This window comes from Aquirufa originis (genome assembly GCF_042714495.1).
Taxonomy (GTDB): domain Bacteria; phylum Bacteroidota; class Bacteroidia; order Cytophagales; family Spirosomataceae; genus Aquirufa; species Aquirufa originis.
Genome location: NZ_JBBKXY010000003.1, coordinates 501,057 through 524,143 on the forward strand (window position 1 = coordinate 501,057; position 23,087 = coordinate 524,143).

27 protein-coding genes are annotated in these 23,087 nt (G+C 38.7%); 19 read left to right on the forward strand and 8 right to left on the reverse strand.

Features of this window, described 5'->3' with window-relative positions; all coding sequences use genetic code 11:
- Positions 1-735: a hypothetical protein gene (locus tag SKC35_RS10565; RefSeq protein WP_377979335.1), complete on the forward strand. Its 735-nt coding sequence runs from the start codon at positions 1-3 to the stop codon at positions 733-735.
- A gap of 2 nt (positions 736-737) precedes the next feature.
- Here SKC35_RS10565 and SKC35_RS10570 read toward each other — a convergent pair whose 3' ends face one another.
- From SKC35_RS10570 to SKC35_RS10580, 3 genes are read right to left on the reverse strand one after another with little or no spacing between them, the layout of a single operon-like run.
- Positions 738-1,883 (reverse strand): dipeptidase, encoded by a 1,146-nt coding sequence (locus SKC35_RS10570; protein WP_377979336.1) that lies wholly within the window; start codon positions 1,881-1,883, stop codon positions 738-740.
- A 10-nt stretch (positions 1,884-1,893) separates the two neighbouring features.
- Positions 1,894-2,811, reverse strand: coding sequence for a hypothetical protein (locus SKC35_RS10575; protein ID WP_377979337.1), 918 nt, complete (start codon positions 2,809-2,811; stop codon positions 1,894-1,896).
- A complete protein-coding gene (locus SKC35_RS10580; RefSeq protein WP_377979338.1) occupies positions 2,808-3,572 on the reverse strand; it encodes a hypothetical protein in 765 nt (254 codons plus the stop codon). Before SKC35_RS10580 ends, SKC35_RS10575 begins: the two co-directional genes overlap by 4 nt.
- Positions 3,573-3,631: 59 nt before the next feature.
- Between SKC35_RS10580 and SKC35_RS10585 the strand changes: the two genes are divergently transcribed.
- From SKC35_RS10585 to SKC35_RS10605, 5 genes are read left to right on the forward strand one after another with little or no spacing between them, the layout of a single operon-like run.
- Positions 3,632-4,228, forward strand: coding sequence for a zeta toxin family protein (locus SKC35_RS10585; protein WP_377979339.1), 597 nt, complete (start codon positions 3,632-3,634; stop codon positions 4,226-4,228).
- Positions 4,201-4,380, forward strand: a complete 180-nt coding sequence (locus SKC35_RS10590; RefSeq protein ID WP_377979340.1) for a hypothetical protein — start codon at positions 4,201-4,203, stop codon at positions 4,378-4,380. The genes SKC35_RS10585 and SKC35_RS10590 overlap by 28 nt, the downstream gene beginning before the upstream one ends.
- Positions 4,381-4,384: 4 nt before the next feature.
- Positions 4,385-4,627, forward strand: a complete 243-nt coding sequence (locus tag SKC35_RS10595) for a 4a-hydroxytetrahydrobiopterin dehydratase (RefSeq protein ID WP_377979341.1) — start codon at positions 4,385-4,387, stop codon at positions 4,625-4,627.
- Positions 4,624-5,067, forward strand: coding sequence for a hypothetical protein (locus SKC35_RS10600; protein WP_377979342.1), 444 nt, complete (start codon positions 4,624-4,626; stop codon positions 5,065-5,067). The genes SKC35_RS10595 and SKC35_RS10600 overlap by 4 nt, the downstream gene beginning before the upstream one ends.
- 24 nt (positions 5,068-5,091) lie before the next feature.
- On the forward strand, positions 5,092-6,105 hold the full coding sequence (locus tag SKC35_RS10605; RefSeq protein ID WP_377979343.1) for an alpha/beta hydrolase: 1,014 nt from the start codon (positions 5,092-5,094) through the stop codon (positions 6,103-6,105).
- Positions 6,106-6,141: 36 nt separating this feature from the next.
- On the opposite strand, the gene SKC35_RS10610 is transcribed toward SKC35_RS10605, so the two are convergent.
- Entirely contained in the window at positions 6,142-6,903 is a 762-nt protein-coding gene (locus SKC35_RS10610) for a hypothetical protein (protein WP_377979344.1), read from the reverse strand.
- 183 nt (positions 6,904-7,086) lie between these two features.
- Between SKC35_RS10610 and SKC35_RS10615 the strand changes: the two genes are divergently transcribed.
- Positions 7,087-7,368 carry an addiction module antidote protein gene (locus tag SKC35_RS10615; RefSeq protein WP_377979345.1) on the forward strand — a complete coding sequence of 94 codons (282 nt, stop codon included), beginning with the start codon at positions 7,087-7,089 and terminating at the stop codon, positions 7,366-7,368.
- Positions 7,369-7,483: 115 nt separating this feature from the next.
- Here SKC35_RS10615 and SKC35_RS10620 read toward each other — a convergent pair whose 3' ends face one another.
- Positions 7,484-7,864, reverse strand: a complete 381-nt coding sequence (locus SKC35_RS10620; protein WP_377979346.1) for a PH domain-containing protein — start codon at positions 7,862-7,864, stop codon at positions 7,484-7,486.
- A 136-nt stretch (positions 7,865-8,000) separates the two neighbouring features.
- Between SKC35_RS10620 and SKC35_RS10625 the strand changes: the two genes are divergently transcribed.
- The 3 genes from SKC35_RS10625 (at position 8,001) to SKC35_RS10635 (ending at position 13,036) form a co-directional block, all read left to right on the forward strand.
- Complete coding sequence (locus tag SKC35_RS10625) at positions 8,001-10,385, forward strand: T9SS type A sorting domain-containing protein (protein WP_377979347.1); 2,385 nt, start codon at positions 8,001-8,003, stop codon at positions 10,383-10,385.
- 6 nt (positions 10,386-10,391) lie between these two features.
- Positions 10,392-11,588, forward strand: coding sequence for an acetyltransferase domain-containing protein (locus SKC35_RS10630; protein ID WP_377979348.1), 1,197 nt, complete (start codon positions 10,392-10,394; stop codon positions 11,586-11,588).
- Positions 11,589-11,674: 86 nt separating this feature from the next.
- Positions 11,675-13,036 (forward strand): glycoside hydrolase family 30 protein, encoded by a 1,362-nt coding sequence (locus SKC35_RS10635; protein ID WP_377979349.1) that lies wholly within the window; start codon positions 11,675-11,677, stop codon positions 13,034-13,036.
- Positions 13,037-13,107: 71 nt separating this feature from the next.
- Here SKC35_RS10635 and SKC35_RS10640 read toward each other — a convergent pair whose 3' ends face one another.
- Entirely contained in the window at positions 13,108-14,400 is a 1,293-nt protein-coding gene (locus SKC35_RS10640; protein WP_377979350.1) for a carboxypeptidase-like regulatory domain-containing protein, read from the reverse strand.
- Between the two features lie 590 nt (positions 14,401-14,990).
- Between SKC35_RS10640 and SKC35_RS10645 the strand changes: the two genes are divergently transcribed.
- The 6 genes from SKC35_RS10645 (at position 14,991) to SKC35_RS10670 (ending at position 18,281) form a co-directional block, all read left to right on the forward strand.
- Positions 14,991-15,191 carry a helix-turn-helix domain-containing protein gene (locus SKC35_RS10645; protein ID WP_377979351.1) on the forward strand — a complete coding sequence of 67 codons (201 nt, stop codon included), beginning with the start codon at positions 14,991-14,993 and terminating at the stop codon, positions 15,189-15,191.
- The gene (locus SKC35_RS10650) at positions 15,191-15,526 is read left to right on the forward strand and encodes a HipA N-terminal domain-containing protein (RefSeq protein ID WP_377979352.1); all 336 of its coding nucleotides are present in this window, start codon (positions 15,191-15,193) and stop codon (positions 15,524-15,526) included. Before SKC35_RS10645 ends, SKC35_RS10650 begins: the two co-directional genes overlap by 1 nt.
- Positions 15,519-16,466, forward strand: a complete 948-nt coding sequence (locus SKC35_RS10655; RefSeq protein WP_377979353.1) for a HipA domain-containing protein — start codon at positions 15,519-15,521, stop codon at positions 16,464-16,466. The genes SKC35_RS10650 and SKC35_RS10655 overlap by 8 nt, the downstream gene beginning before the upstream one ends.
- A gap of 94 nt (positions 16,467-16,560) precedes the next feature.
- Complete coding sequence (locus SKC35_RS10660; RefSeq protein ID WP_377979354.1) at positions 16,561-17,445, forward strand: Fic family protein; 885 nt, start codon at positions 16,561-16,563, stop codon at positions 17,443-17,445.
- A 280-nt stretch (positions 17,446-17,725) separates the two neighbouring features.
- Positions 17,726-17,956, forward strand: coding sequence for a hypothetical protein (locus SKC35_RS10665; RefSeq protein ID WP_377979355.1), 231 nt, complete (start codon positions 17,726-17,728; stop codon positions 17,954-17,956).
- Positions 17,946-18,281 (forward strand): type II toxin-antitoxin system PemK/MazF family toxin, encoded by a 336-nt coding sequence (locus tag SKC35_RS10670; protein ID WP_377979356.1) that lies wholly within the window; start codon positions 17,946-17,948, stop codon positions 18,279-18,281. The genes SKC35_RS10665 and SKC35_RS10670 overlap by 11 nt, the downstream gene beginning before the upstream one ends.
- Positions 18,282-18,479: 198 nt before the next feature.
- Here SKC35_RS10670 and SKC35_RS10675 read toward each other — a convergent pair whose 3' ends face one another.
- Together SKC35_RS10675 and SKC35_RS10680 are read right to left on the reverse strand one after the other, a co-directional pair.
- Positions 18,480-18,644, reverse strand: a complete 165-nt coding sequence (locus tag SKC35_RS10675) for a hypothetical protein (protein ID WP_377979357.1) — start codon at positions 18,642-18,644, stop codon at positions 18,480-18,482.
- A 52-nt stretch (positions 18,645-18,696) separates the two neighbouring features.
- Complete coding sequence (locus SKC35_RS10680) at positions 18,697-19,761, reverse strand: tetratricopeptide repeat protein (RefSeq protein ID WP_377979358.1); 1,065 nt, start codon at positions 19,759-19,761, stop codon at positions 18,697-18,699.
- 161 nt (positions 19,762-19,922) lie between these two features.
- Between SKC35_RS10680 and SKC35_RS10685 the strand changes: the two genes are divergently transcribed.
- The 3 genes from SKC35_RS10685 (at position 19,923) to SKC35_RS10695 (ending at position 23,084) form a co-directional block, all read left to right on the forward strand.
- Positions 19,923-20,651, forward strand: coding sequence for a helix-turn-helix transcriptional regulator (locus tag SKC35_RS10685; RefSeq protein WP_377979359.1), 729 nt, complete (start codon positions 19,923-19,925; stop codon positions 20,649-20,651).
- A gap of 340 nt (positions 20,652-20,991) precedes the next feature.
- A complete protein-coding gene (locus SKC35_RS10690; RefSeq protein ID WP_377979360.1) occupies positions 20,992-22,032 on the forward strand; it encodes a DNA cytosine methyltransferase in 1,041 nt (346 codons plus the stop codon).
- Positions 22,029-23,084, forward strand: a complete 1,056-nt coding sequence (locus tag SKC35_RS10695; RefSeq protein WP_377979361.1) for a DNA cytosine methyltransferase — start codon at positions 22,029-22,031, stop codon at positions 23,082-23,084. Before SKC35_RS10690 ends, SKC35_RS10695 begins: the two co-directional genes overlap by 4 nt.
- The last annotated feature ends 3 nt before the right edge of the window (positions 23,085-23,087 follow it).

Genomic DNA, 23,087 nt, shown 5'->3' on the forward strand with positions numbered 1-23,087 from the left:
ATGCGACATCTTGTTTTAGCGTGCCACATTACGGGAGTGTATGATGTGAATCGGAATATGACGTTAGCGGATGATTCCTATGAACTCGTGAGGGAATGGGCAGAATCGGTGTCCTCAGCGAAGCTAAAAGGCGTTATATTTCACAATAATTTTTCAGATGAGACCTGTTCGACGTTTCAAAATGAGCACATCTCTTTTGAGCGCATTACCTATAATCCAGCATTCAATCCAAACGTCTACCGCTATTTCGTGTACCTCGATTACCTAGCTAAGCTTACGCAGGTTCAGGGCGTATTTGTAACGGATGTTTCAGATGTGACGTTGGCCCAAAACCCTTTCATTCATCCACTGTATACCGCTAATCCAGATTCCCTTTTCTGCGGGGATGAGCCCAAAACATTGAACAATGAGTGGATGCTAGCACATGCAGAGCATTTGCGTGGGCAAATGGCAGATTATGCCGCCTATGAGGAACGATTTGCTTCCGAGGCCCTGTTAAATTGCGGCGTTTTCGGAGGACATTTCCCTCTGTTTTTTGATTTCTTGCAGCAGCTGTGTTCCTTGCATGAGAACTACAATCACAACAATAAAACGGCCTATACGGGTGACATGGGAGCCTTCAATTACCTAGCGCGAACTCGATTTAACGAGAATTTACACCACGGTGCTCCCGTGAATACGGTTTTCAAAGCCTATGAAAATGACCGAACTGATTGCTGGTTTCGGCACAAATAAACTTAGTTATTTGCCTTGTAAACGCGTAGGAAATTACCTCCTAATACCTTGCTAATATCCTTGTTTGAATAACCTCTGGCGATTAAAGCCTGAGAGAAAAGAGGATAATCTAACACCGTTTTTAATTGCTTAGGAGCAGAATTAATTCCATCGAAATCAGATCCCAAACCCACGTGATCCACTCCGATGAGTTTAACTATGTGGTCGAAATGCTTCATCAATTGTTCTAGATCAGGTTTGATGGCATCGCTTTCACTAGGGTACTTGTCAGAGATGGCAGTGAAAGCATATTCCGTTTGCATGCCTGACTTAATTAAGGAGTCGATTTCAGCGGCGTGGTTTTTGCGGAATGCGGCATCTTTTTTGAAGAAATCCACATCCACAAAACCAGAAAAGAAGTTTAAATGGATCACTCCGCCATTCTTCCCGATAGCGATAATTTGCTCGTCTTTCAGATTTCTTGAAACAGGACAAATGCTATACGCATTACTATGAGAGGCAATAATCGGTTTTGTCGTCGTGTTAATCACATCCCAAAACGTCGTTTCCCCCACATGTGACACATCGACAATCATACCCAGTTGGTTCATTTTTTTGACCACCGTTTTGCCAAAATCCGTCAAGCCTTTATGTCCCTTGTATTCCGGATTCTTCTCATCCGCATGCGAACTAGCCCAGCCCGGAGAATTGTTCCAAGTAAGTGTCATATACCGCACTCCTCGGTTATAAAAAGTCTCTAATTTCTGTAAATCACTATCAATCATGTGGCCACCTTCAACTCCGAACTGAGCGACTAATTTTTGCTCTTTCAAGGCGCGCTGGATGTCTTTCCAGGTTTTGGCAATCACCACCTTATCTGGATTTCTTGCTGCCACGGCATATAAACTGTCCATCTCCCGCATCGCCCAAGCATATGGATTCGCTTTCTCTCCATCGCACCAAATCGAAAACAGCTGGTAATCCACCCCGCCCTTTTTAAATCGCGCTAAATCCGAGTGATTAATGCCGGTTAAATCCTTATCTAAGGATACATTCTTCTCAATACACGCTGTCAAACAGTCATTGTGCGTGTCCACCAGAATGGAGTTGAAATGGATGTCCTGCGCGAAAGTGGAGAAGGAGAGGAGGAGGAAAAAAAGGTGTTTCATGGGGTGTTTTTTAGTTAGATAGCCAATGTAACGTGTTTAATACGAACTGTTTCCAGTTATGATCCGTTACTTGCATGCCCGCAAAGAATTTTTTCCCAGCACCCATGTTGATGTACATGGCTGTAAATCCATTGCAATCTCCCAAAGCCACTAATTTGCCTTTTCCGACTTTGCCCACTAAACCTTGTGATGCGGCACTGCCGGAAGGATTAATGCCGCTCCAGCGTTTGATTTCAGAGGACGGTGAAAGCGTAAAAAGCGAAGTGTACTCAGGTCCAGTTAGGCCGCTGCCGCCATAAGTGACGATAGCTTTGATTTGTTCGCCTATTTGCTCGCCTTTGGTGATGGGATGTTCCGTATTTAGCAATCCGTTTTCTTTGTTGAATTTTAAGAGCGTTTGAAAACCCTTCATTGGTATCGTTTTGTCGCAATTCAAAGAATCCCAAACAATCCCGATACTGGACTGAATCCCAAATTTGTTCAACACAGGCGTCATTGATTTGTCAATGGGCGCATGCTCGCTCAATAATAGTAAAGATCCACCATTATTCACCCAATCATGTAAGGCATCAATCTCAGCAGGAGTGAAGGTGGATTCCGTGGTGACCTCTTTTTTCGATCCAAACGTGAATGGCATAGCAGGGGTAATAACGACTATTTTGTAGTTCGATAAATATGCTTTTGTAAATAAAGAAGAATCGATGCTAGGCCTGTATCCATCAGCCGTGGCCACATCTACCAAAGGCTTCGCTAAACCCATTTCAACAATGAAATTGTGGTGAGCTGCATCGATAAGGAGGGCTGGGCCTTTGCCTTTTTTGAATTTTGGACGTTTTACACTCGCATCAAAGGTACTGTCATTTACCATTTGTGCATTCATCGAAAATGCCGCTGCACAACATAAAAAGAGGATTTTTAGATAGTTCATTTGATTTCGGCTCTTAGTAATTTGATTAGGGTATCATTACTTTTTTTAGCTTGTCTTAGGCTAGTTCGGTACACAAAAATGTAGTTGTAGTATTTTTGGACTTCATAAATAAAGTCATCTGATTGTAGTAATGCTTTCGTTTTAGGAAGGCTAAAGATGAAATTTTCAAAAAAAACTGGATTGTTCATTTCATAAGTTGTTTGAAACTGATTTTTATCCCTAATAAGCGAGCCTAAGCCAATTGGTAATTGGTTATTGAAATTGTTACCAATTTGGTCAAAAAATTCGTTCAGTGATTGAATCGCTTTAAAGTCAACTTCGTAGTAAATCGATAAGGTATGTTTTAGTTCACTTTCCTCTAATGACGTGAACAGGCCACTAGATTGCATGTTTTTAAACGAACTATTATTCATGTATAGAGTGCTGGTTCTAGCGAAAAACTCAGGTATAACTTTTATTGAATCAATAAATTGGGCCTGACTTATTCTATTGGTTTTAGATAAGTATAGAATGTGATTGACCTTATTAAATTTTTCAATCATTTTATCCCCAGAAGTAAGAACCTTCGCTATTTCAGATGAATCTGCTTGCAGATCTTTCAGAATGGCTATTTTATTCAGTTCAATCCGATGCTCGATCACCTGATGTTCTCGGTAATTCTCCGCTAAAAATCCAAGAGTTACAGCCGCAAAAAGCATGATAAATTCGGTAATGTATTCTTTCCACTTTTTGGGATGATGCGAATGATGGTGAACTTCCATAGTTAAAAATTGAGGTAAAAGGTTTTATTGAAATTATCAGTTTTATTCGGATAAACCAAGTGGGAACCCACTACCTTCACCCCGTGGAGAAAATCATGTACATCATCGCGGGTTGTAACGGAGCGGGTAAAACGACCGCTTCATTTACTATTTTACCCTATGTGCTGGATTGCCGCGAATTTGTGAATGCAGATGAAATTGCAAAAGACTTATCCCCCTTTTATCCGGAGTCGGTGGCTTTTGAAGCAGGCCGTATCATGTTAAACCGAATCGATGTGTTAATGGAAAGAGAGGAATCTTTCTCTTTTGAAACAACCTTAGCCGCTAAATCGTATCATTTGTTGATTAAGAAGGCCAAAGAAAAGGGCTTCAAAGTCGTTCTTTTATTCTTCTGGCTTAGGTCGATTGAGCTTGCCAAAGCACGTGTAGCCACTCGTGTTAAAGAAGGTGGTCACAACATCCCACCGGACGTAATAGAAAGACGCTATAAATCAGGAATTACTAATTTGTTTCGTCTATATTTGCCAATGGTAGATGAGTGGTTTCTATATGATAATTCTAATATCGTAACGGAGTTAATTGCTGAGAAAACAAGAGAAAAATTTGTAATCATTTACAACTTAGAAAAATGGCAACAGCTAAATCAAGTCAATTGAAAAAAAATATGTCTACTGCAGAAAAGCTGGAGATAGGCATGAAACTCGTAAAAGCCGACCTAATCGCCTACAAAAAAGCTAAGAACTCAGAAATAGTTGTCATGCAAGGCGATAAAATTGTCTATTTAAATCCAGATGAAATCCCTGACTAATCCTATGACTACCTGGAAAACAACGAATCAATCCCTTGAGAAAACCTTCGAATTCAGCACCTTCGAAGAGGCGATGCAGTTCATGCAAGACGCCACTCCTTTTATCAGCCAAACGGATCATCATCCCACTTGGTCAAATACCTATAATCGGGTTCAAGTGACCATTACAACACACGATGCAGGTAATCAGGTGACGGAGAAGGATCATACATTAGCGAACTATTTAGACGAATTATTTAAGCGATGAAAAAATTACTTCTACTCTTATTCTTGTGCCCATTGCTAGCGATGGGTCAAAACCAAACCAAAGACGAAGACCAAATCAAAGCCGTCATTTTAAAGACCTTTTCTGCGATGAAATCCGTGGATTCTGTTGCCTTAAAGTCTTGTTTTACGAGCAATGCTATGTTGCATATTAGTCAGGTGAAGCCGGAGGGAAATACCTTAAGAGAAGTGCCGGCTGCTAAATTCATCCAAAATGTGATGACCAGAAAGCCGGGTGACATGGATGAGCGCGTGCTTTCGTGGGGACCTATTTTAATTGATCAGGAGATTGCTACAGCTTGGGTTCCGTATGAGTTTTACCTGAACGGAAAGTTTAGTCATAAAGGGGTAGACGTATTTTTATTGGTGAAGACGGGAAATGAATATAGAATTAAAACCTTGCTGTATAATATGCATCAATAGAAAAATCTAGAAAAACCTTATAACATGAAAAGAACGATACTTTACACAGCACTCTTTCTATTGATCTCGATAGGATCTGTTGCCCAATCGATCAATGATAAAATTGATCCCGAAACGAAAGTCGGATTGGATGGATTCCTAAAAGCAATTCCAGGTGGATTTAATAGTATTCGAGATATTGTGAAGCGCCGCGCTTTTTTGGATCAGATGTTAGCGGGGAGTACCCCTGTAAATACTGACATTATTATAAAAGAGTATAAAATTCCAGGATTGAATAATGCGCCGGAAATTGCACTTCGTGTTTACACCCCTAAGAATAGTAAGGACTTGAATCCAGCCATTTATAACATCCATGGAGGTGGAATGATTATAGGAAGTGCGGCGTTGGATGATGGACTAGCTACAACTTTTGCCTTGAAATTCAATGCGGTGGTGGTTTCTGTTGATTACCGTTTGGCACCTGAAAATCCGTATCCTGCCGCTGTGGAGGATTGCTATGCGGGGATTGTTTGGGTGGAGAAGAATGCCAAAATACTTAAAATCGATACTGATCGACTGATTGTCTATGGTGGAAGTGCAGGCGGTGGTTTGACTATTGCAACGAGTTTGATGGCGCGCGATCATAATAATTACCCTAAAATTGCTTTTCAAATGGCCTTATATCCCATGATCGACGATCGCAATGCGACCGTTTCTAGTCAGCAAGTGACGAATGTGGGTATTTGGGATCGTTCACCAAATATCGAAGCATGGAATTGGTACCTTGGTGGAAAGTCAGCGGATGGCTATGCAGCGCCAGCAAGAGCGAAATCCTTGAAGGGTTTACCTCCTACTTTTATCGATGTAGGGGAGGTGGATGTTTTCAGGGATGAGGATATTGAATTTGCCAAAAGACTACTCGAAGCAGGAGTCACCACCGAGTTTCATGTTCATCCTGGGGCCTTTCATGCCTCTGAGATATTTGTTCCTACGGCTGAATTGAGTAAGCGTATTTGGGAGATTCGGTATAGTGCGCTAGACAGAGCGATGAAGAAATAAAATCAATAAGGCCTCTAGTGACAAGGGGCCTTTTTATTAATGTTCCAGTTCCTCTTCAATAAGCTTGATTAACTCTTTCGCCTGTTGTTGTTCCATTTTTACCATGATTTCATAGTAAGCAACATAACCTCTTTGGACCCAAATATAATTCGCGTATTCATATAAAGTTTTTTTGTCCGAAGTAAGAAATTTGCTACCAGTCGATTTTTGAATTCTTTCTAGTTCAGCTTTATCTAATCTAATGTCATTCAGTTTTTCAGGTAAACCTAAAGTGGTTACATGTAAGAGTTTATTTTGTAACAGGTGAATGTTTCTCCAATTGTGTGAATTGGACTCTTCTTGTAGTAAAATAGTTTGCTTCCATTTTTCGTAAGCAGAAATTTTATGGACTATTTCTTGATTTTTAATCAATCGAAACCCTCCCGCATTTTTTAACTGATCTATTGTGCCAGTAGCAAAATTAGGTTTAATTAAGGTAGCGCTAAGATTAAGACTTAAAATGTAAATGGAATCAATTTCATTATCACTCCATGCTGGTTTATATAATAGTTTCTCAAGTCGTTGACCCACAGATTTGATTTTTTCCATCCCCATAATGCCCCTATCTATTTCCACTAAATCTGCTTTCAAATCCTCTTTCATGCTCACTAAGTAATCATGCTCCTTATGTCTCTCCGCTCTGTATTCGAGGTAATACTCAGCCATGAAGCCTAAGAAGACGGCGAAGAATAGCATTAAAAATTCTTGAACGTATTCTTTCCAGGATTTAGGGTGGTGGCTATGGTGGTGTACTTCCATGAGTAATGTGGTAGGGTTAAGGTTTCTTGAAATTATGAGTTTTAATTGGTTATGCCAAAGAAGGGGAGGCAACTGTTGCATTTTTTGCAACAGTTCGATTATAAATAACCTGTTTTTATTTATGCCTATTATTGATTAGTATTGTATCCAAATGAATACACTTTGAATTAACAATTGAGAATTATGGAAACTTCGAAATTTGATATAGCAGACTATTTAGATAGTAATGAAATGATTACGGAATATCTCAATGCCGTATTAGCTGAAGGGAATGAATCAGACTTTATTGTAGCAATTGGAAATGTTGCAAAATCAATAGGAATGTCTAAAATCGCTAACGAAACTGGTTTAAGCAGACCTAGTTTATATAAAGCACTTTCGGATGGATCTAAGCCTCAATTTGAGACAATTATGAAAGTATTAAGGGCGATTGGGGGTCAAATACAAATAAATTCGGTTAGCTAAACGTGATACTATAATCCAATTACCGAGGAAAACTTGGTAGTTGGATTATAAAATTCAACAACTGAATTTGGGAGCAATTTGCAAAATCTGCAATTTGCTCCCAACTCCAATATCACTACTTCAACACATGAAACGCCAGCACATTTTGCACGTCGTACACATTCACTGATTTATTAAATTGCTTTCTGATACTGGGTTGAGCTTCCCCAGAAATCCAAATCTTCAATTCCGCATCTAGATCAAAAGTCCCAGCGGTTTCAATACTGAAGCGCGAAATGCTTTTATAGTTGATGGATTTGTATTCCGTCTTCGAGCCCGTCAGCCCTTGTTTGTCTACTAAAATAAAGCGCTTAGAAGTAAATATGAAGGTATCTCGGATGAGCTTGAAGCCTAGTTCGATGTCTTCGCCTTCGATGAGCAGTTTGCCAAAATCTTTCAATAAATCCTCCTTACTAACGGTTCCGGCGTTTCCTAAAATGGCTGAAAATAGTCCCATGGTGTATTGATTTTTTTAGTGTAGGCTGAATTTAAGGGTTTATTTTAAATAACATTTACTGTTAACTGATAATTAGGTGGGATACCGTTAAATAAGATTTTTTATCCGAAAGGATTTTAGTTAGTAATTTCATTTTATGAATATGATTAAAATGAGAAAACCACTTTTACTTTTCGCCCTTTTAATAACGGCATTTACATCAATTTACGCGCAAATATTGCCTAAGAATAGTCTTGCCATTAATAAAGATTGGTGGACTAATATGACCAAAAAGTATCCTGGTTTTCATGGAACTCAAAACAGATGGATGTCGACAGGGGATTTTAATAAAGATGGTTTGCCAGATATAGTATTGCAATTTGCCTCTGTGGGCACTACAAGGATGTTTTGGCAAGATTCTATAATTGATTCTAGGCGATTTAAGGCAGTATTTGTTAATCGTGGAAATAATAATTTTGAATTGGATTCAAATTTGGTTTTCACATTTAAAGGAGGAGATGAAGGTCAAATTGTTCTAGATATGAATGGCGACGGCTTTTTAGATGTATATCAACCCACAGACAATTGGCACGGGACAAGGGCTACTATGCCTAAGTATTTTGATTCAAGAGAGAATATGGGGGAGTATATGTTTATTAATAAGTCTAATAAATCATTCGAAGGTAGCTTTTTTAATGATACAGGAGGGTCGACGAGGCATTATCAAGTTATAGATATTGATAAAGATAACGATGATGAATTGGCATTTGTTGGGATGCGTGATGACCTAAACAAAACCATACCGATATCATATCCTTTTGAAGATTCACTTCAAGTCTTTGATTATAAAGGGAAATTTCAGAGAAAAACGCTTCAATTGATTCAAAGGAATTCGGCAGATACGCTTTTTAGGAATTTGCAATTTATTCCAATGTTTACCAAACAGGATACATTATTTGGCTTATTGAAAGATCCAAGAAATGAATTAGGTAGTTCTAAGATTGATATGTTTGGGTATATAACGGCTACAGAAAAAAAAGCCATTTCTAATATTTCAATTCCAGTTGGGCTATCACGAAAGCCTCATCATAATAATGGAAGGCAAGGTTTCGTGCAGGATTTAGATGGTGATGGGAAAAATGAATACTTGTTTTCTTTTTGGCGAAATACAGATGAAACAACCTATGCAGTAATATTTAATGATAAAGGACAAGATATCAGTAGTAAATTCTTTAGTGATAGCTTAAATTATAAAATAGGTAAAATTGCCGCGGGTATGTCAGACGTATTTGATGACATAAATGATGATGGATATATAGATATCTTACCTATTCATGGTATGGGTTTTAAATACAAGGGCCAATTTTCTTATTTTTTGTTTAATCCGAAAATAAAAAAATATGAGCTAAAAAAACTTCATAACTACGATATTAAACTTTTAGCTGAACAACCACCGACTGATACTTTATCCTATTGGCCTGATTATGATTATAAATCACATACTACATTTTTGCAGTATTTTAAAATGAATAAAGATCAAGATAATATGTTCACGAATATCATTGCTTACAAGATGAATTGTGAATTTTTACCAAGACCAAAGTTAGTTTATGGATCTTCAGGTCTTTGTTTACAGAATGATAGTCTGAGTGTTAAGTTAAATTCTATTAATTCTAAATCTAGTTATTCCATATCATTTAATAATAAGAATTCAGTTTATGATCCAGTTAAAAACTTATCCTATGTTAAAGAGACGGGTAATTTATTTATAACTGAAACAAGTTTGGAAGGGTGTGTGCTAAAAAGTGATACGTTAGTAGTTACACAAAAATCAATCCCAGCCACCCCCACCATCACCGCCACCACACCACTCACCTTCTGCGCTGGACAAAATGTGGTATTGAACAGTAATGGGTCGAGCAATCAATGGTATTTGAATGACAAATTGATAGCTAATGCGACGGCGGTGACTTACACCGCAAACGCTGCAGGAACGTATAAAGTGAAAGCGATTAGTGGTGATTGCAGTAGTCCGTTGAGTGCTGCCTCTACTGTAGTCGTTAATCCCATTCCTGCCATTCCTACGATCACGATGGAAGCGAATGGTGGATTGACTTCGAGTGCTTCAGAGGGTAATCAGTGGTATTTTGATGGTGTCAAAATTGATAATGCCACCCAAAAGACCATTAATCCTACGAAGAGTGGGAATTACACAGTGAAGGTGGTTACGCCTTGCGCAAGCGAGATAAGTAAGCCTTATAACCTTGTGGTTACTTCGACAGAGGAGACCATTTTAGGTCAGGTGTCAGTTTCTCCTAATCCGGTAGGCGGCGAATTTAAGGTGAGCTTCCCTGTCGAATTTGGCAAGACAGCGATGGTTAAAATTGTCGATATGTCTGGAAACGTTCAGTTTAAAAAGGCATCGGTGAATGATGGGGAACGGATTGAGGTGAGGAATTTAAATGGGGGAAATTATATTTTGCATTTGCAATCAAACGATAACGCGAACGTGAAAGCGATTAAGATTAGTAAAATTCAATAAGCATTTATGTCATCAAATCCCACCCTGAAGCGAATCGATTCCATCGACGTGTTGCGAGGCATTGTCATGGTTATTATGGCGCTCGATCACGTCCGGGATTTTGTACACGATCAGGCCTATACGGGTGACCCGCTGAATGTGTTGACAACGACTCCGGTATTGTATTTTACGCGTTGGATTACGCACCTGTGTGCGCCTACGTTCGTTTTTCTATCTGGGCTTTCTATTTATCTTCAGAGTATTCGCAAGTCTAAGGCAGAGTTGAGTTCGTTCCTGTTTAAGCGGGGGATTTGGTTGGTATTCGTGGAGTTGGTTTTGATAACTTTAGCCATTACGTTCAATCCATTTTATAATTTAGTCTTGTTGCAGGTTATTTGGGCGATAGGGATTAGTATGATTCTTTTGGGTTTTCTGAGTCGGCTGCCGTACAAAGTGGTTTTGGCCATTGGGTTGGTGATTGTCTTGGGTCATAATGTGTTGGATTTTTGGGAGGCTGAACCTGGGTTTAAGGCCGGGTTTTGGTGGGATTTGTTTCACCATGGTTTATTTGCGGTTTATCCTATCGTAGGTGATCATTACCTGGCCATTATGTACCCTTTTGTCCCTTGGACGGGTTTGATGATTTTAGGTTATTGTTTTGGAGTTTTCTTTACTGCCAAATTCACAGCGACTGAAAGACAAAAAATCTTAACAAGGATCGGGTCATTCTTATTGGTCTTTTTTGTGGTTCTGAGAGCGATTAATGTCTATGGCGATCCGCACCCGTGGTCGACTCAGGCAAATGGGTTCGATACCTTTTTGTCCTTTATCAATGTAAACAAATACCCGCCTTCTTTGGCTTACATGTCCGTGATGATTGGGATAGCTATTTTAGCTCTGGCTTTTTTAGAAAATATTCACAATAAAGTAACGAACGTATTCCGCACATTCGGTAGAACGGCATTTTTCTATTATATCCTGCACTTTTATCTGGCGCACCTGATAGCGGCCGTCTTGTTTTTTTACAGAGGACATTCGCTTGATGATGCCGTGATAGCGCTTCAAAAAATCCCCTTCTTTTTTCAAATTCCGGGAGAAGGGTATAGTCTAGAAATCGTTTATCTTATTTGGATTCTGTTGATAGCCGGCCTGTATCCTTTGTGTAAGTGGTATGATTCCTACAAGACGGCACACAAGGAGAAGTGGTGGTTGAGTTATTTGTAGTTTATTAAAGAGGAGCTAAACTTATTCAGTCATTGTACATTTTATCCGTTTAGATTCAATACCTTTAACGAAATTATTAACAACTAATGAAATACATTCTGCTAACAATCTGCACGTTAGCTTTTTTATTTTCCTGTAGTAAAGAAGAACAGGTGCCGACTCAAACGGCGCCATCTCTTGATTTTTCAAACGCTGAATTCTACCAAAGTCTTCCTAAACAGAAATCCTTTTATCAGAAAATTGTTAAGCCTGGAGCGAGTGGTTCAGGCGATCTGTTGGTTGTAAATCCTGATTTAACATTTCAAACTATCGATGGTTTTGGATTGGCCTTGACGGGAGGGAGTGCGCAAGTGATGTATCGCTTGGAACCGGTGAAGAGGGCTGCGTTGTTGCAGGAGTTGTTTGGGAAAAATGGGATGACCGTGTTGCGCATTAGTGTGGGTGCGTCTGATTTAGATTCAGCGGTATTTTCTTATGAGGATGAGCCAGGAACGTTTAGTTTGGCCAAATCGAAACCGGACTTAATTCCCCTTTTGAAGGAAATTTTGGCGATTAATCCGGCCATTAAAATTATGGCGTCACCCTGGTCTGCGCCTATTTGGATGAAGGACAATTATTCTAGCAGGGGCGGCTCGTTGATGGAAAAATACTATGTCACCTACGCGGAATATTTGGCGAAGTATATACAGGAGATGGCCAAAGAAGGTATACCGATTTGGTCCTTAACTCCACAGAATGAACCCCTTAATCCGGGCAATAATCCGAGTATGTATATGAGTGCACTGATGCAGGGTACTTTTATTGCCAAAGCTTTGGGACCAGTATTTGAGAAACAAGGTATTCAGACGAAAATCGTCATTTATGATCACAATTGCGATCATCCAGAATATGCGATTGAATTATTAAATGTGCCAGAGGTTCGCAAGTATGTGAACGGTTCTGCCTTTCACTTGTATGGTGGGGATATTTCGGCCATGAGTCAAGTACAAAAGGCGCATCCTGATGAGGATTTGTATTTTACAGAGCAGTGGACCGGTGCAAAGGGAGATTTTGCGAGTGAATTTATGTGGCACATGAAGAATGTCATTATTGGTTCCGTTAATAATCATGCCAAAGCAGTCATCGAATGGAATTTAGCCACCGATCCTACCTATGGGCCTCACACGCAAGGTGGGTGTACGGAATGCCTAGGAGCACTAACCATTGGTGGTCAAGAAATTACGCGAAATCAATCGTATTACATTATCATGCAAGCGGCTAAATTTATCCCACCCGGATCTATACGCATAGGCATTTCTGCTCCATTGGGTATTCAGGCGGCGGCTTTTAAGCGACCTGATGGAAAAATAGTTGTACTTGTTCAAAATGAGGGAGCTAAAAAGAGCCTATCCCTAGGTAAGCAGAATATAGAATTAGCAGCGGATTCGGTTTTAACGATTGTGCTGTAAAATTCAGTTGTTACAGATTTTGCAACAACTGAATTTTACATCAATTTGCAGACTCTGCAAATCGATGTAAACTATTCCACACCCTCACTTACCGCCTTTCTTTGAAGTTTCCGGATAGCCGTTTCGATTGATTTTTCGGGTTCGATGATATTGTATTTACCCCAAAAATCTGGATCCCCTAAACTCTTCACCTTGTCAGACATGATGACGTTAGAACTTAGTTTTTGGGTGTCTGGATTCTCATTTTTATCTTGTTTTTTCCAGTCGGTCACTGCCATTTCGATGGAGGTGGTGTAGACGGTGTTGAAAATACGTTTGGCCCAATTCAACTTAAAGGTCAAATCCGCGCGAGAATAGGCATAAATCCACTTGTCTTTTTGTTGTCTATAGTTAATCTGGTAGCGGACTTCAGTGGGGTAGATGTCAAGGCCGGCTGGCTTTTTGCGCGTGAACATGAGTCCGGCTTTGACTTTATTTTCGACATTTAGGGCGAAAGTAGCACTAACGACGGCCAAACTCTTCGCATCGATGTATAATTTCCCGTAATAAAGCGGGGTTTCGATGCCTTGTTTTTGTTTGAAGGCTAATACTAAAACCTGGTTGTCATTTATTTGGGTGTTTTCTTCTAGGTTGAAATCGTACAGGTCGAAGGCCTCGTTTGAAAAGATAAAGTCAGGATACTTCACTAAATCGATGAACAGGGCGGAGAATGGACCACCTTGTAGCTTGAAATTGACAGTGTCTAACTTCGTGTAATCGGTATTTTTTCTGCCCTTGTATAGACTGATTTGATCTTGAGAACCACCTTGGAAGGGTTGCTTCAGCACATTAACGATGGACTCGGAAAGGGAGACGTAGGTGCGGCGTTTGCGAATGGTTTCGCGGTAGAAAGCCGTCATCTGGATGGGATCGTCGCCATAGTTTTGTAGACGATTTGCCAAAACCCCAGTATAGATATTTTTTGCATCTCCACCTTTTACTACCACCTCTTCCAGAAAGGTTGTGCTAGGTTCTAAATACAGTACATTCTTTTCTGGCTTTAAATCTTGGATGGAAACGACTTTGTTTTTGTAGCCTAGGAAGGAAATGAGGAGGGTTGCATGCTGATTTTCGGCAGGAACTTTGATGGAAAATTTACCCTCGCTATTACTGATGGTGGAGATGGTGGTTCCGGAAACGGTGATGCTCGCGTAGATGAGTTCGTTTCTTGTTTTGCTGTCCAAAACCGATCCTTTAAACTGCTTGTACAAACTCGAATCTTCTTTAGCATAGGCAGAAAAACGAGCCTCTGAAGGCATTACAGCAAAAAGTAGGAAGAATAATCCCATTATTCCTCGCACAAAAAATTGTAGGGTAGGTTTCATTCGGTTTTTACGATTAGATGGATGAATAAATCAATAACAAAGTAAAAAACAAAAGTGTTTTAAACTACGATTTTAGTGGTAATGTGATGAGAGGTAAATAATTGCCAAATAAGGTCAGGGGATTGCTTCTCTATTTCTAAACTAGTACTTTCAAACATAATTCGATTAACCTATGTTTGACAAAAACATCCTTTCCTTTCTGCTGCTTTCCACTTTTCTCTTCTCCTGCGATCTTAAACCCATCGACTATTCGAAGAAAACGAGGCAGTCGTCTTACTCAAGAGCGAGTACAACTCAAACTGGTCAAAGAAGAAAAGCCCACGCCAGAATGGGAGTGAGCTCTTCTAAAAGGGCATTTAAGAATCGAATAAATTCCCGGAGTTATTACAATCGGAATAAGAATCGCAGGAAGTTGCGAAAGGGGGATTAAATCTATATGTCAAACTATTTTCTTGCAGTTCCTGCCAATTGAATTGAGGTGGCAATAATTATATCTAATTGCATATAATCAATACATTTTTTGTATAATTATATTTAATTACATATAATTTAAAATTATTTATTATTTTTGTATGTAAAAACATATAATTATGGATACAATCACGCAATTTGTTAAAACGAGAAGGAAACAATTGAAACTTACACAAGAGGAATTTGCGTTAAAGGCGGGAGTTGCGCTAACGGTTATTAGAAAAATTGAGCAGGGTAAAGAAAACCTAAGTTTATCTAAAGTAAATCAAGTGTTGCAGATGTTTGGACACGTTGTGGGTCCCATAAATGAGAGGAACTGATGAGACAAGCGAATATTAAGTATAACAACCTGCATGCCGGATTGCTTACGGAATTGGATACTGGTGAATATGAGTTTGTGTATGACGAACAATATGTACAAAGTCAAACATCATTATTTATTACTTTCCAAATGCCCGTCAGATCTGCCCCTTATAGAAGCAAATCTCTTTTTCCTTTTTTTGATGGATTAATACCTGAAGGTTGGTTATTGAACATTGCGTCAGAAAGTTGGAGAATAAATAAAAAAGATCGAATGGGGTTGCTCTTGGCCTGTTGTCAGCATACCATTGGTGCCGTAAGTGTTCATCCCATAAAAGAAATTGAAAATGAATAAGTGTTTATCTTGTTACAGGGAATTGGGGATAAATGATACCGGTGATTACCATCTTTCTTGTATTAAATCCTTCTATGGAACTACGTCTGCGCCGGCTTTACCTTATCGTTTAGACGAGATGGAAAAATTAGCAAAAGACGCTGTTGATTTGTCTGTTACTGTTCCTGGAGTCCAACCAAAGCTGTCTCTTGGTTGGATAAAAAGCACACTTGAAGAGGGCAAAAATGGTCGCCTTACTATTATGGATGCATTAGAAGGATTGTATATTTTGAAACCTCAAAATACACAATATGATCAAATGCCTGAAAATGAACATTTATCGATGAAATTAGCCGAGCTCTTTAAAATTGATGTAGTGCCTTCTAATATGATCCGATTGGCCACAGGTGAATTATGTTACATTACTAGACGAATAGATAGGGGGAAAGACAATGCTAAAATTCACATGATTGACTTTTTGCAAATATTAGAATTAGAAGATAAGTATTTAGGGACAATGGAAAATCTAGGGAAAACTATTGGTGACTTATCTGTCAATACCTTGTTAGACAAATATTGCTTTTTTGAATTGACTCTTTTTAACTACATCATTGGAAATAATGACATGCACCTGAAGAATTTCTCGATGTGGCTGTCGGAATTCGGTTGGGTGCTATCAAAGGCCTATGATTTATTAAATGTCAAAATCATTTTGCCAAAGGATTTAGATGATACGGCCCTTTTATTAGGTGGAAAAAAGAAAAACTTCAATAAAGGGTATTTTAATCGTTTTGGAGAAGTATTAAATTTAAATGAAAAGCAGATAGTTTCTGTTTATAAAAAACTGGACGCTTGGTTACCTCAAGCCGCTGAACTAATTGATTGTTCTTTTTTGAATAATAAGAATAAAATTCAATACAAGGATTTGATTACGCAGCGTGTAGGTTTATTCAGAGAGTGACCCTACGAAAGTCAAAAAAACGATAACCCCTTCTAACTTGCCGTGAAAAGTTGTATATTTATACCATATTTCACGGTAAGTTACTAAGCTCAACATGATCAATCAAGCCACAAAAGATAAGATAGAAGTATTGCGAAAGCGGTATGAAAGCTTAATAAAGGGCAATGAGCGTTTGTTAAAAGAGATAGCCTTGGCTGAAATTCCAGAGTTAGTCTATAACTCAAATGCCATTGAAAACTCCACACTTAGTTTAGAGGATACTGAAATCATTCTTTCGGGTGGTATTTTAGGGCGAAATGTGCAGGTGAGGGAAGTGTATGAAGCGAAAAATTTGGCCATACTAACTGAATCGGTTGTGGAGAATAGCAAGGCTACTTTAAACCTCAAACTCATTTTAGGTTGGCATAAAATACTGCTCAGTCATATTGAAGATAAAATTGCTGGTAGATTTAGAATTAGTAAAGAATGGGTGCGAGTGGGCAACCATTTAGGGGCTAATCCAGCTTTTGTGGCGACACTTATGCAGGAGTTAGTGGATAGGTTTAAAAAAGATAAAACCAGCTATTTTTTAGATGCCATTGCAGACTTTCATGCCGAATTCGAAACGATTCACCCTTTTGTGGACGGGAATGGACGTATGGGGAGGGTACTGATTAACCTACAGCTAGTGAAGGCGGGATTTCCTCCCATTATCATTCCGAACAAAAGCAAGCACACGGAATACTATCCGCTATTTGCCCAGTTTCAAACTACGATGAAATCGGATGGTTTTACAAAACTGTTTGCGATGCTTTTACTAGAAAACTTGCACAAACGAATCACCATTCTGACCGCAAAAAAGATTATTCCCCTTTCTAAATGGGCTGCTAAAAATGCCATTAAACTGAATGTGGCTGCGAATAAGGCCAAAAGGCAAACGATTCCCGCCTTCCGTATGCGGGAGAAATGGATGATTGCGGAGGAGTATGAGTCAAACTAATATTGAACTGTTGCATTTTTTGCAACGGTTGAGATTCGGTCTAACTCGCCTTCGCTATAGATTTTTTAGGTGCCTAGAAATAACTTATTTATCCTTTTCGAATAAGCTTGATATTTCATTTAAGTTTAGCCCAAAAGTATCACCTACAAAGTGTACCTCTATTTCCCTGTTCCCATCGTGAGATGTATAAATCTCTATCTGATTATCCATTTGTCGATAATAAGTCCATTAATATGACCATATTCTTGTAGTATATACTATTAATATATACCTTAGTCGTATGAAAACATTATCATTAAAACTGGATGATGAAATCTTCGACGAGGCTGAAGAAATCACGGGCGCACTGAAGGTAGCTAGAAATAGGTATATCAATGAAGCGGTCAGTATATACAATCGGGTAAATAAGAAACGCCTGTTGAAGACGCAACTGGCTAAAGAATCTTCCTTAACAAGCCAAGATTCCATGGATATTCTTCATGAGTTCGAAAAGTTGATCGATGAAAATTAATCAATACGAGATTTGGCTAGCAGACTTAAACCCTAGTAGGGGGACAGAACCTGGAAAGACGCGACCTGTCGTGGTCATTCAGACGGATTTATTAAATGACACGCACCTTTCGACGATTGTGTGTCCTATTTCTACGAATGTGCTTCCTGAAGTTGAAATTTTGCGCGTTCATTTGAACGAACATCAGCTAGACAAATTAAGTGATGTATTAGTGGACCAAATTCGTGCCATAGATAACAAAAGACTCATCAGCAAACTTGGTGAGTTAACTAAAGTCCAGCGGGAGAAGTTAAAGGATAATTTACGGGTTGTGCTGGATTTGTAGTAATTAACTTATCGTGAAAAGTTGCGAAAAAAGACCACATTTTACGGTAAGTTAGTTGATTGAGAAAGCGTCAATAAAGAAATTCGGAAATTCCGAATTTCAGCAGAAAGCCACTTTGAATTGTTCAGAAATTCCGAACAATTCAAACAGAGATGAATTGGGGAGTTGAAAGAGTGCTTGAAAAGCACCATCCTACCTTTATTGCTGTCCAATAAGTTTAGACTTATTATCTGCAAGTTGTTGATTGATATATGCCTTTAGCTCTTCAAAAGTCATATTTTGAGTTTCAGAACTTATTTTGTCTCTGATTTCCCTCATCATTTTAACAGTGTCAAACTGTTTTTCCTTTTTAATCGTTTCCATAATTCACAAGGTCTTTGGGGCTTCAGTAAATAATTATTTCGAGACCCACCCCCTACACCCCACCCATACAACTCTCATAAAACTCCTCAAACTCCGCCGTATCCGCGAAGTAGCCCTCGTAGTTTTCTGCTTCAGAAGGGTTTAGCTCTTGGGCCTTTTTGAGGTCTTCACACGCACCTACATAGTCTTTTAGTTTCGCTTTCACCGCTGTGCGGTAGAAATAAAACGTAGCAGATGGGTCTAATGAAATGCTCTTAGATAGGTTCTCTAGCGCCTCTTCCCACAGAAACGCGTTATACAAAGCGAAGCCCAGTAGGCCGTAATTAATGGCCCGGTATTCTTTTGTTTCGCCTTGTTTTTCCATAACGGTGACGATTCGTTTTCGCACCGCGGCCTCTTCATCAAACTGAGAAAGTTCGGCTAGGCAGTCAGCCGCTCTGATCAGGAGGGTAAGGTCTTCTGGATTGATGGCGATCGCTCTATTGAAGTCGTTGAGTGCGGCTTCCACGGCCCCGTTGTGTAGTTTGATGTCACCTCTGAATAGGAGCATTTCTACGTCGAACCGTTTCGCGACAAAAAAACTATCTACCAGGACGGAAGCTTTGTCGAATTGTTTTAAACGTAGGAGGCATCTGGTTTTAGAGATGAGGCTGGTCGTATGGTAGGGATCTATTTTTAAGGCCTCGTCATAGGCCTCGATCGCGAGCGCATAGTTCTGTTCGTATTGGTGGGAGAGGGCTAGGTTATAGCGGAAGTTGATGTTTGTGGGGAGTAGAGTGATGGCTTGTTGGAGGTATTTTCTGGCCTCTTCGTATTTTTCTAGTACGAGGTAGTCGAAACCGATGGCTCCCAGGGTTTCGCCGGATGGATCGTATTTTAAAACCTCTAAATAATCTTTCACCGCCAGGTCGAATTTTTCTGTTTTTTCGTAGGTGATGGCGCGGTTTCGCCAGGCCTTTACGTCCTTCGGGTTTAGTTTAATTGCCAAAGTCAAAGCAGCAATCGCCTCCTTATACCGGCCATTCTCAAAATGCGCAGCAGCTTTCAAACGATATGACTCAGCCGTCTGGGCAAACGCACCCAAAGACACTAGCAACAACAAGAGTATTTTTTTCATGAAGGCAATCTCAGCAAACCCTCTGACAAATAGGGTCAAACGCTATAAAATTTATTAAGCGGTAAAAAAACCGCAGAATACATTTTTTCTCTGCCAAATAAAGTCAAACCCTTGCCAGTGAATCAATTAAAATAGTAAGTTTAGTTTTTAAGACTGTTTCTATGTTCAATCAGAATCGAATCCTGCGGGTTTTTAAGCTCATCACATTGCTGAAGACGTTCCCGGCTAAATCCATTAAGAGGCTGGCTGCTTCGTTAGAGATATCGGAGCGGAGTTGTTATCGCTACATGGATTTGTTAGCGGAGCTGGGGTTCGAGGTACGTAAAGACGATCACCATAAATTCTACTTACAACCCTCCCTCGAAGAATCTAATTTCCTAGCTACGAACATTGTGCATGGGCATTTGGCCAAACTCTTAGCGCAAATAAACGAGGCCATAAAGGATGAAAAGCAAGTCATACTTCACAAATACCAGTCTGCGAGTAGTGAATCGATCGCTGATCGCTTAGTAGAACCCATCGGTTTTACGGCGAACAATACGTACCTCTGTGCCTATGAACCAGCGGATGCGCAGAATAAATATTTCAAGCTAGAGCGGATGGGATCCATTGAAATGCTAGCAGAAACTTATAAATTTAAGGAAGCTCACGTCTTGCTTACACCCGATGTTTTTGGCTTTAATGATTCAGGAGAGAAGTTTCCTATCAAGTTAAAATTAAGCATGCGCGCTATGCTGTTCCTAAAAGATGATTATCCGGCAACGGTTGATTATTTGACGGACCAAAAAGATGGCTCCTGGCTCCTCGAAGTAGAGGTGAATAGTATGGAGCCGGTGGAGCGAATATTGAGGGGAATGCCGGGGGAGGTGGAAGTGGTTGGTTTTAAATAAACTAAGAAAGAGAATTGGTCAATTTGTCAAAACTTTAAAATTAGTTATTACTAAACTTGATCTCTTTATTAGAATTGATATGCATACACTTCCCACTGAGATAATTTCTGCCAAAAACTTGTACAAATTCAAATATCATTTTGAACCAGGAGGTATTATCGGTAAATTTACTTGAACACATCTAAGTAATTGTACGGCCTTTATTTTTTTAATTATCAATATGGCATTAATAAATTAATTTACCCTGAGCTGTTCTTATTAGGTAAAAGTTAGACATAGAAATAAAGTTTGATAAAGGTAAATTTCGGTGAAAGATAACAAAAATATTAAATATGCTATAATGTTTGCTAGTGCCGGAGTTGGCGAGGCTTATTTGCATCAAAATGGATTTGAATGTGTTGTCGCAAATGAATTAGAACAAAAGCGTGCAGATTTTCATAAATATTTGCACCCAAAATCTCATATGGTATATGGCGACATTTGTAAAGAGGCAAACTTTGACGAGTTTATAAATAAGTCTCTCGAAAAACAAGTTGAGTTGCTAATCGCTACTCCACCATGTCAAGGTTTTAGTTTAAGCGGTAAAAATAAGAGTCATGAGCAAATGACAAATGATGATAGAAATTTCCTTGTTTTTAAAGTATTTGAAGCCATAGACAAGCTTAAGCCAGATTATGTACTTATTGAAAATGTTCCAAGGTTTTTGAAACTTTTTTATGCTTTTGAAGGAGAATTTCTTGGTATAATTGAATTGTTAAAAAAGAAGTTTGGAAATGAATACGAAGTTGATCACAGAGTTCTAAATGCGATGAATTTTGGTGTTCCCCAAAGTAGGAAAAGAGCTTTTATTAAGCTTTATAAAAAAGGTCTAACTTGGGAATGGCCTACTGAATCCACTAATATTATTACTTTAAGAAATGCTATTGAACATTTGCCATCTATTGAATCAGGACAAAGTTCCAAACACAAATTGCATTTTGGTAGAAAACATAATGAACAACATATATTGTGGATGAAGCATACACCATCTGGTCAAAGTGCATTTAACAATATTGATTATTATCCAAAGGATAAACATGGTGATAAACTAAATGGTTATCATGATGCTTATGCAAGAATGAGCTGGGATAAACCAGCACCTACAATTACAATTAGGAGTGATGCAATTTCTTCGAATTCAAAAGTGCATCCAGGAAGAAAACAAGAGGATGGTACGTACTCTGATGCAAGGGTACTCTCTATATTAGAGTTGTTAATTTTATCGTCATTGCCAGAAGATTGGGATATCCCTAATTGGGCTTCAGAAATATTAATTAGGCAAATAATTGGTGAATCTGTTCCACCATTGTTATTGAATAAAATTGTAGAAAAAATAAAATGAAGGCCATATCTCTTTTCTCAAGTGCTGGTGTTGGAGAAACATATCTTAAAGAAGTTGGAATAGATGTAGTTTGTGGTGCAGAGCTTATAAATAATAGAGCAAAATTGTATAAGCACCTATATCCACACAGTGAAATTGTTAATGGTGACATTACTAAGCAGGAAATAAAGGATGCAATTTCTAAATTTATTAATAATGATGTTAAGCTACTTTTAGCAACTCCTCCATGCCAGGGTGTTAGTAGTGTTGGTAAAAATAAGAATCAAAAACAGTTTTTAGAGGATAGCAGAAATTTTCTAATTTTTGATGTATTTTATTTTATTGATAATTTCGATTTCGATGCAATTTTAATTGAAAATGTTTCAAAATTTCTAACGATGTATTTTCCTTTTGAAGGAGAATTTCTTCGAATTCAAGATTTAATAACTAAAAAGTATAAAGGAAAATATTTGGTCGAAATTCTAGATATAAATGCTCAGGATTATGGTGTTCCTCAGAGTAGGCCCAGATGTTTTATAAAATTGTTTAAGAAAGATTATTTTTGGCCTGCTCCTGAAAAAGAAGCGCAAATAACACTTAAAGAGGCAATAGGTCATTTACCCTCATTAGAGGCAGGTGAAAGTTCAAAGATTAAATGGCATTTTGCCAAAGAAATTAATGAAAGAGATATATTGGCTATTAAGCATACACCAACCGGTAAAAGTGCTATGATAAACGAAGTTTATTTTCCTCGAAAAATTAATGGAGAGAAAGTTAGAGGGTTTCATAATACATATAAACGTTTAGATTGGGAATTGCCATGCCATGCAAGAACAACCAAGTCCGGAGAGATTAGTTCACATTGCAATGCACATCCGGGTAGATTGAAACCTGATGGGACTTATTCCGATGCCAGAGTATTAACAATTTTAGAATTATTAATTGTTGCTTCGTTACCACAAGATTGGGATATTCCTAATTGGGCAAATGATAGATTTATTAGACATGTGATAGGAGAATCCGTACCTCCATTATTATTAAAAAAAGTTCTTGGAACTTTAAAAAAATCATAATTG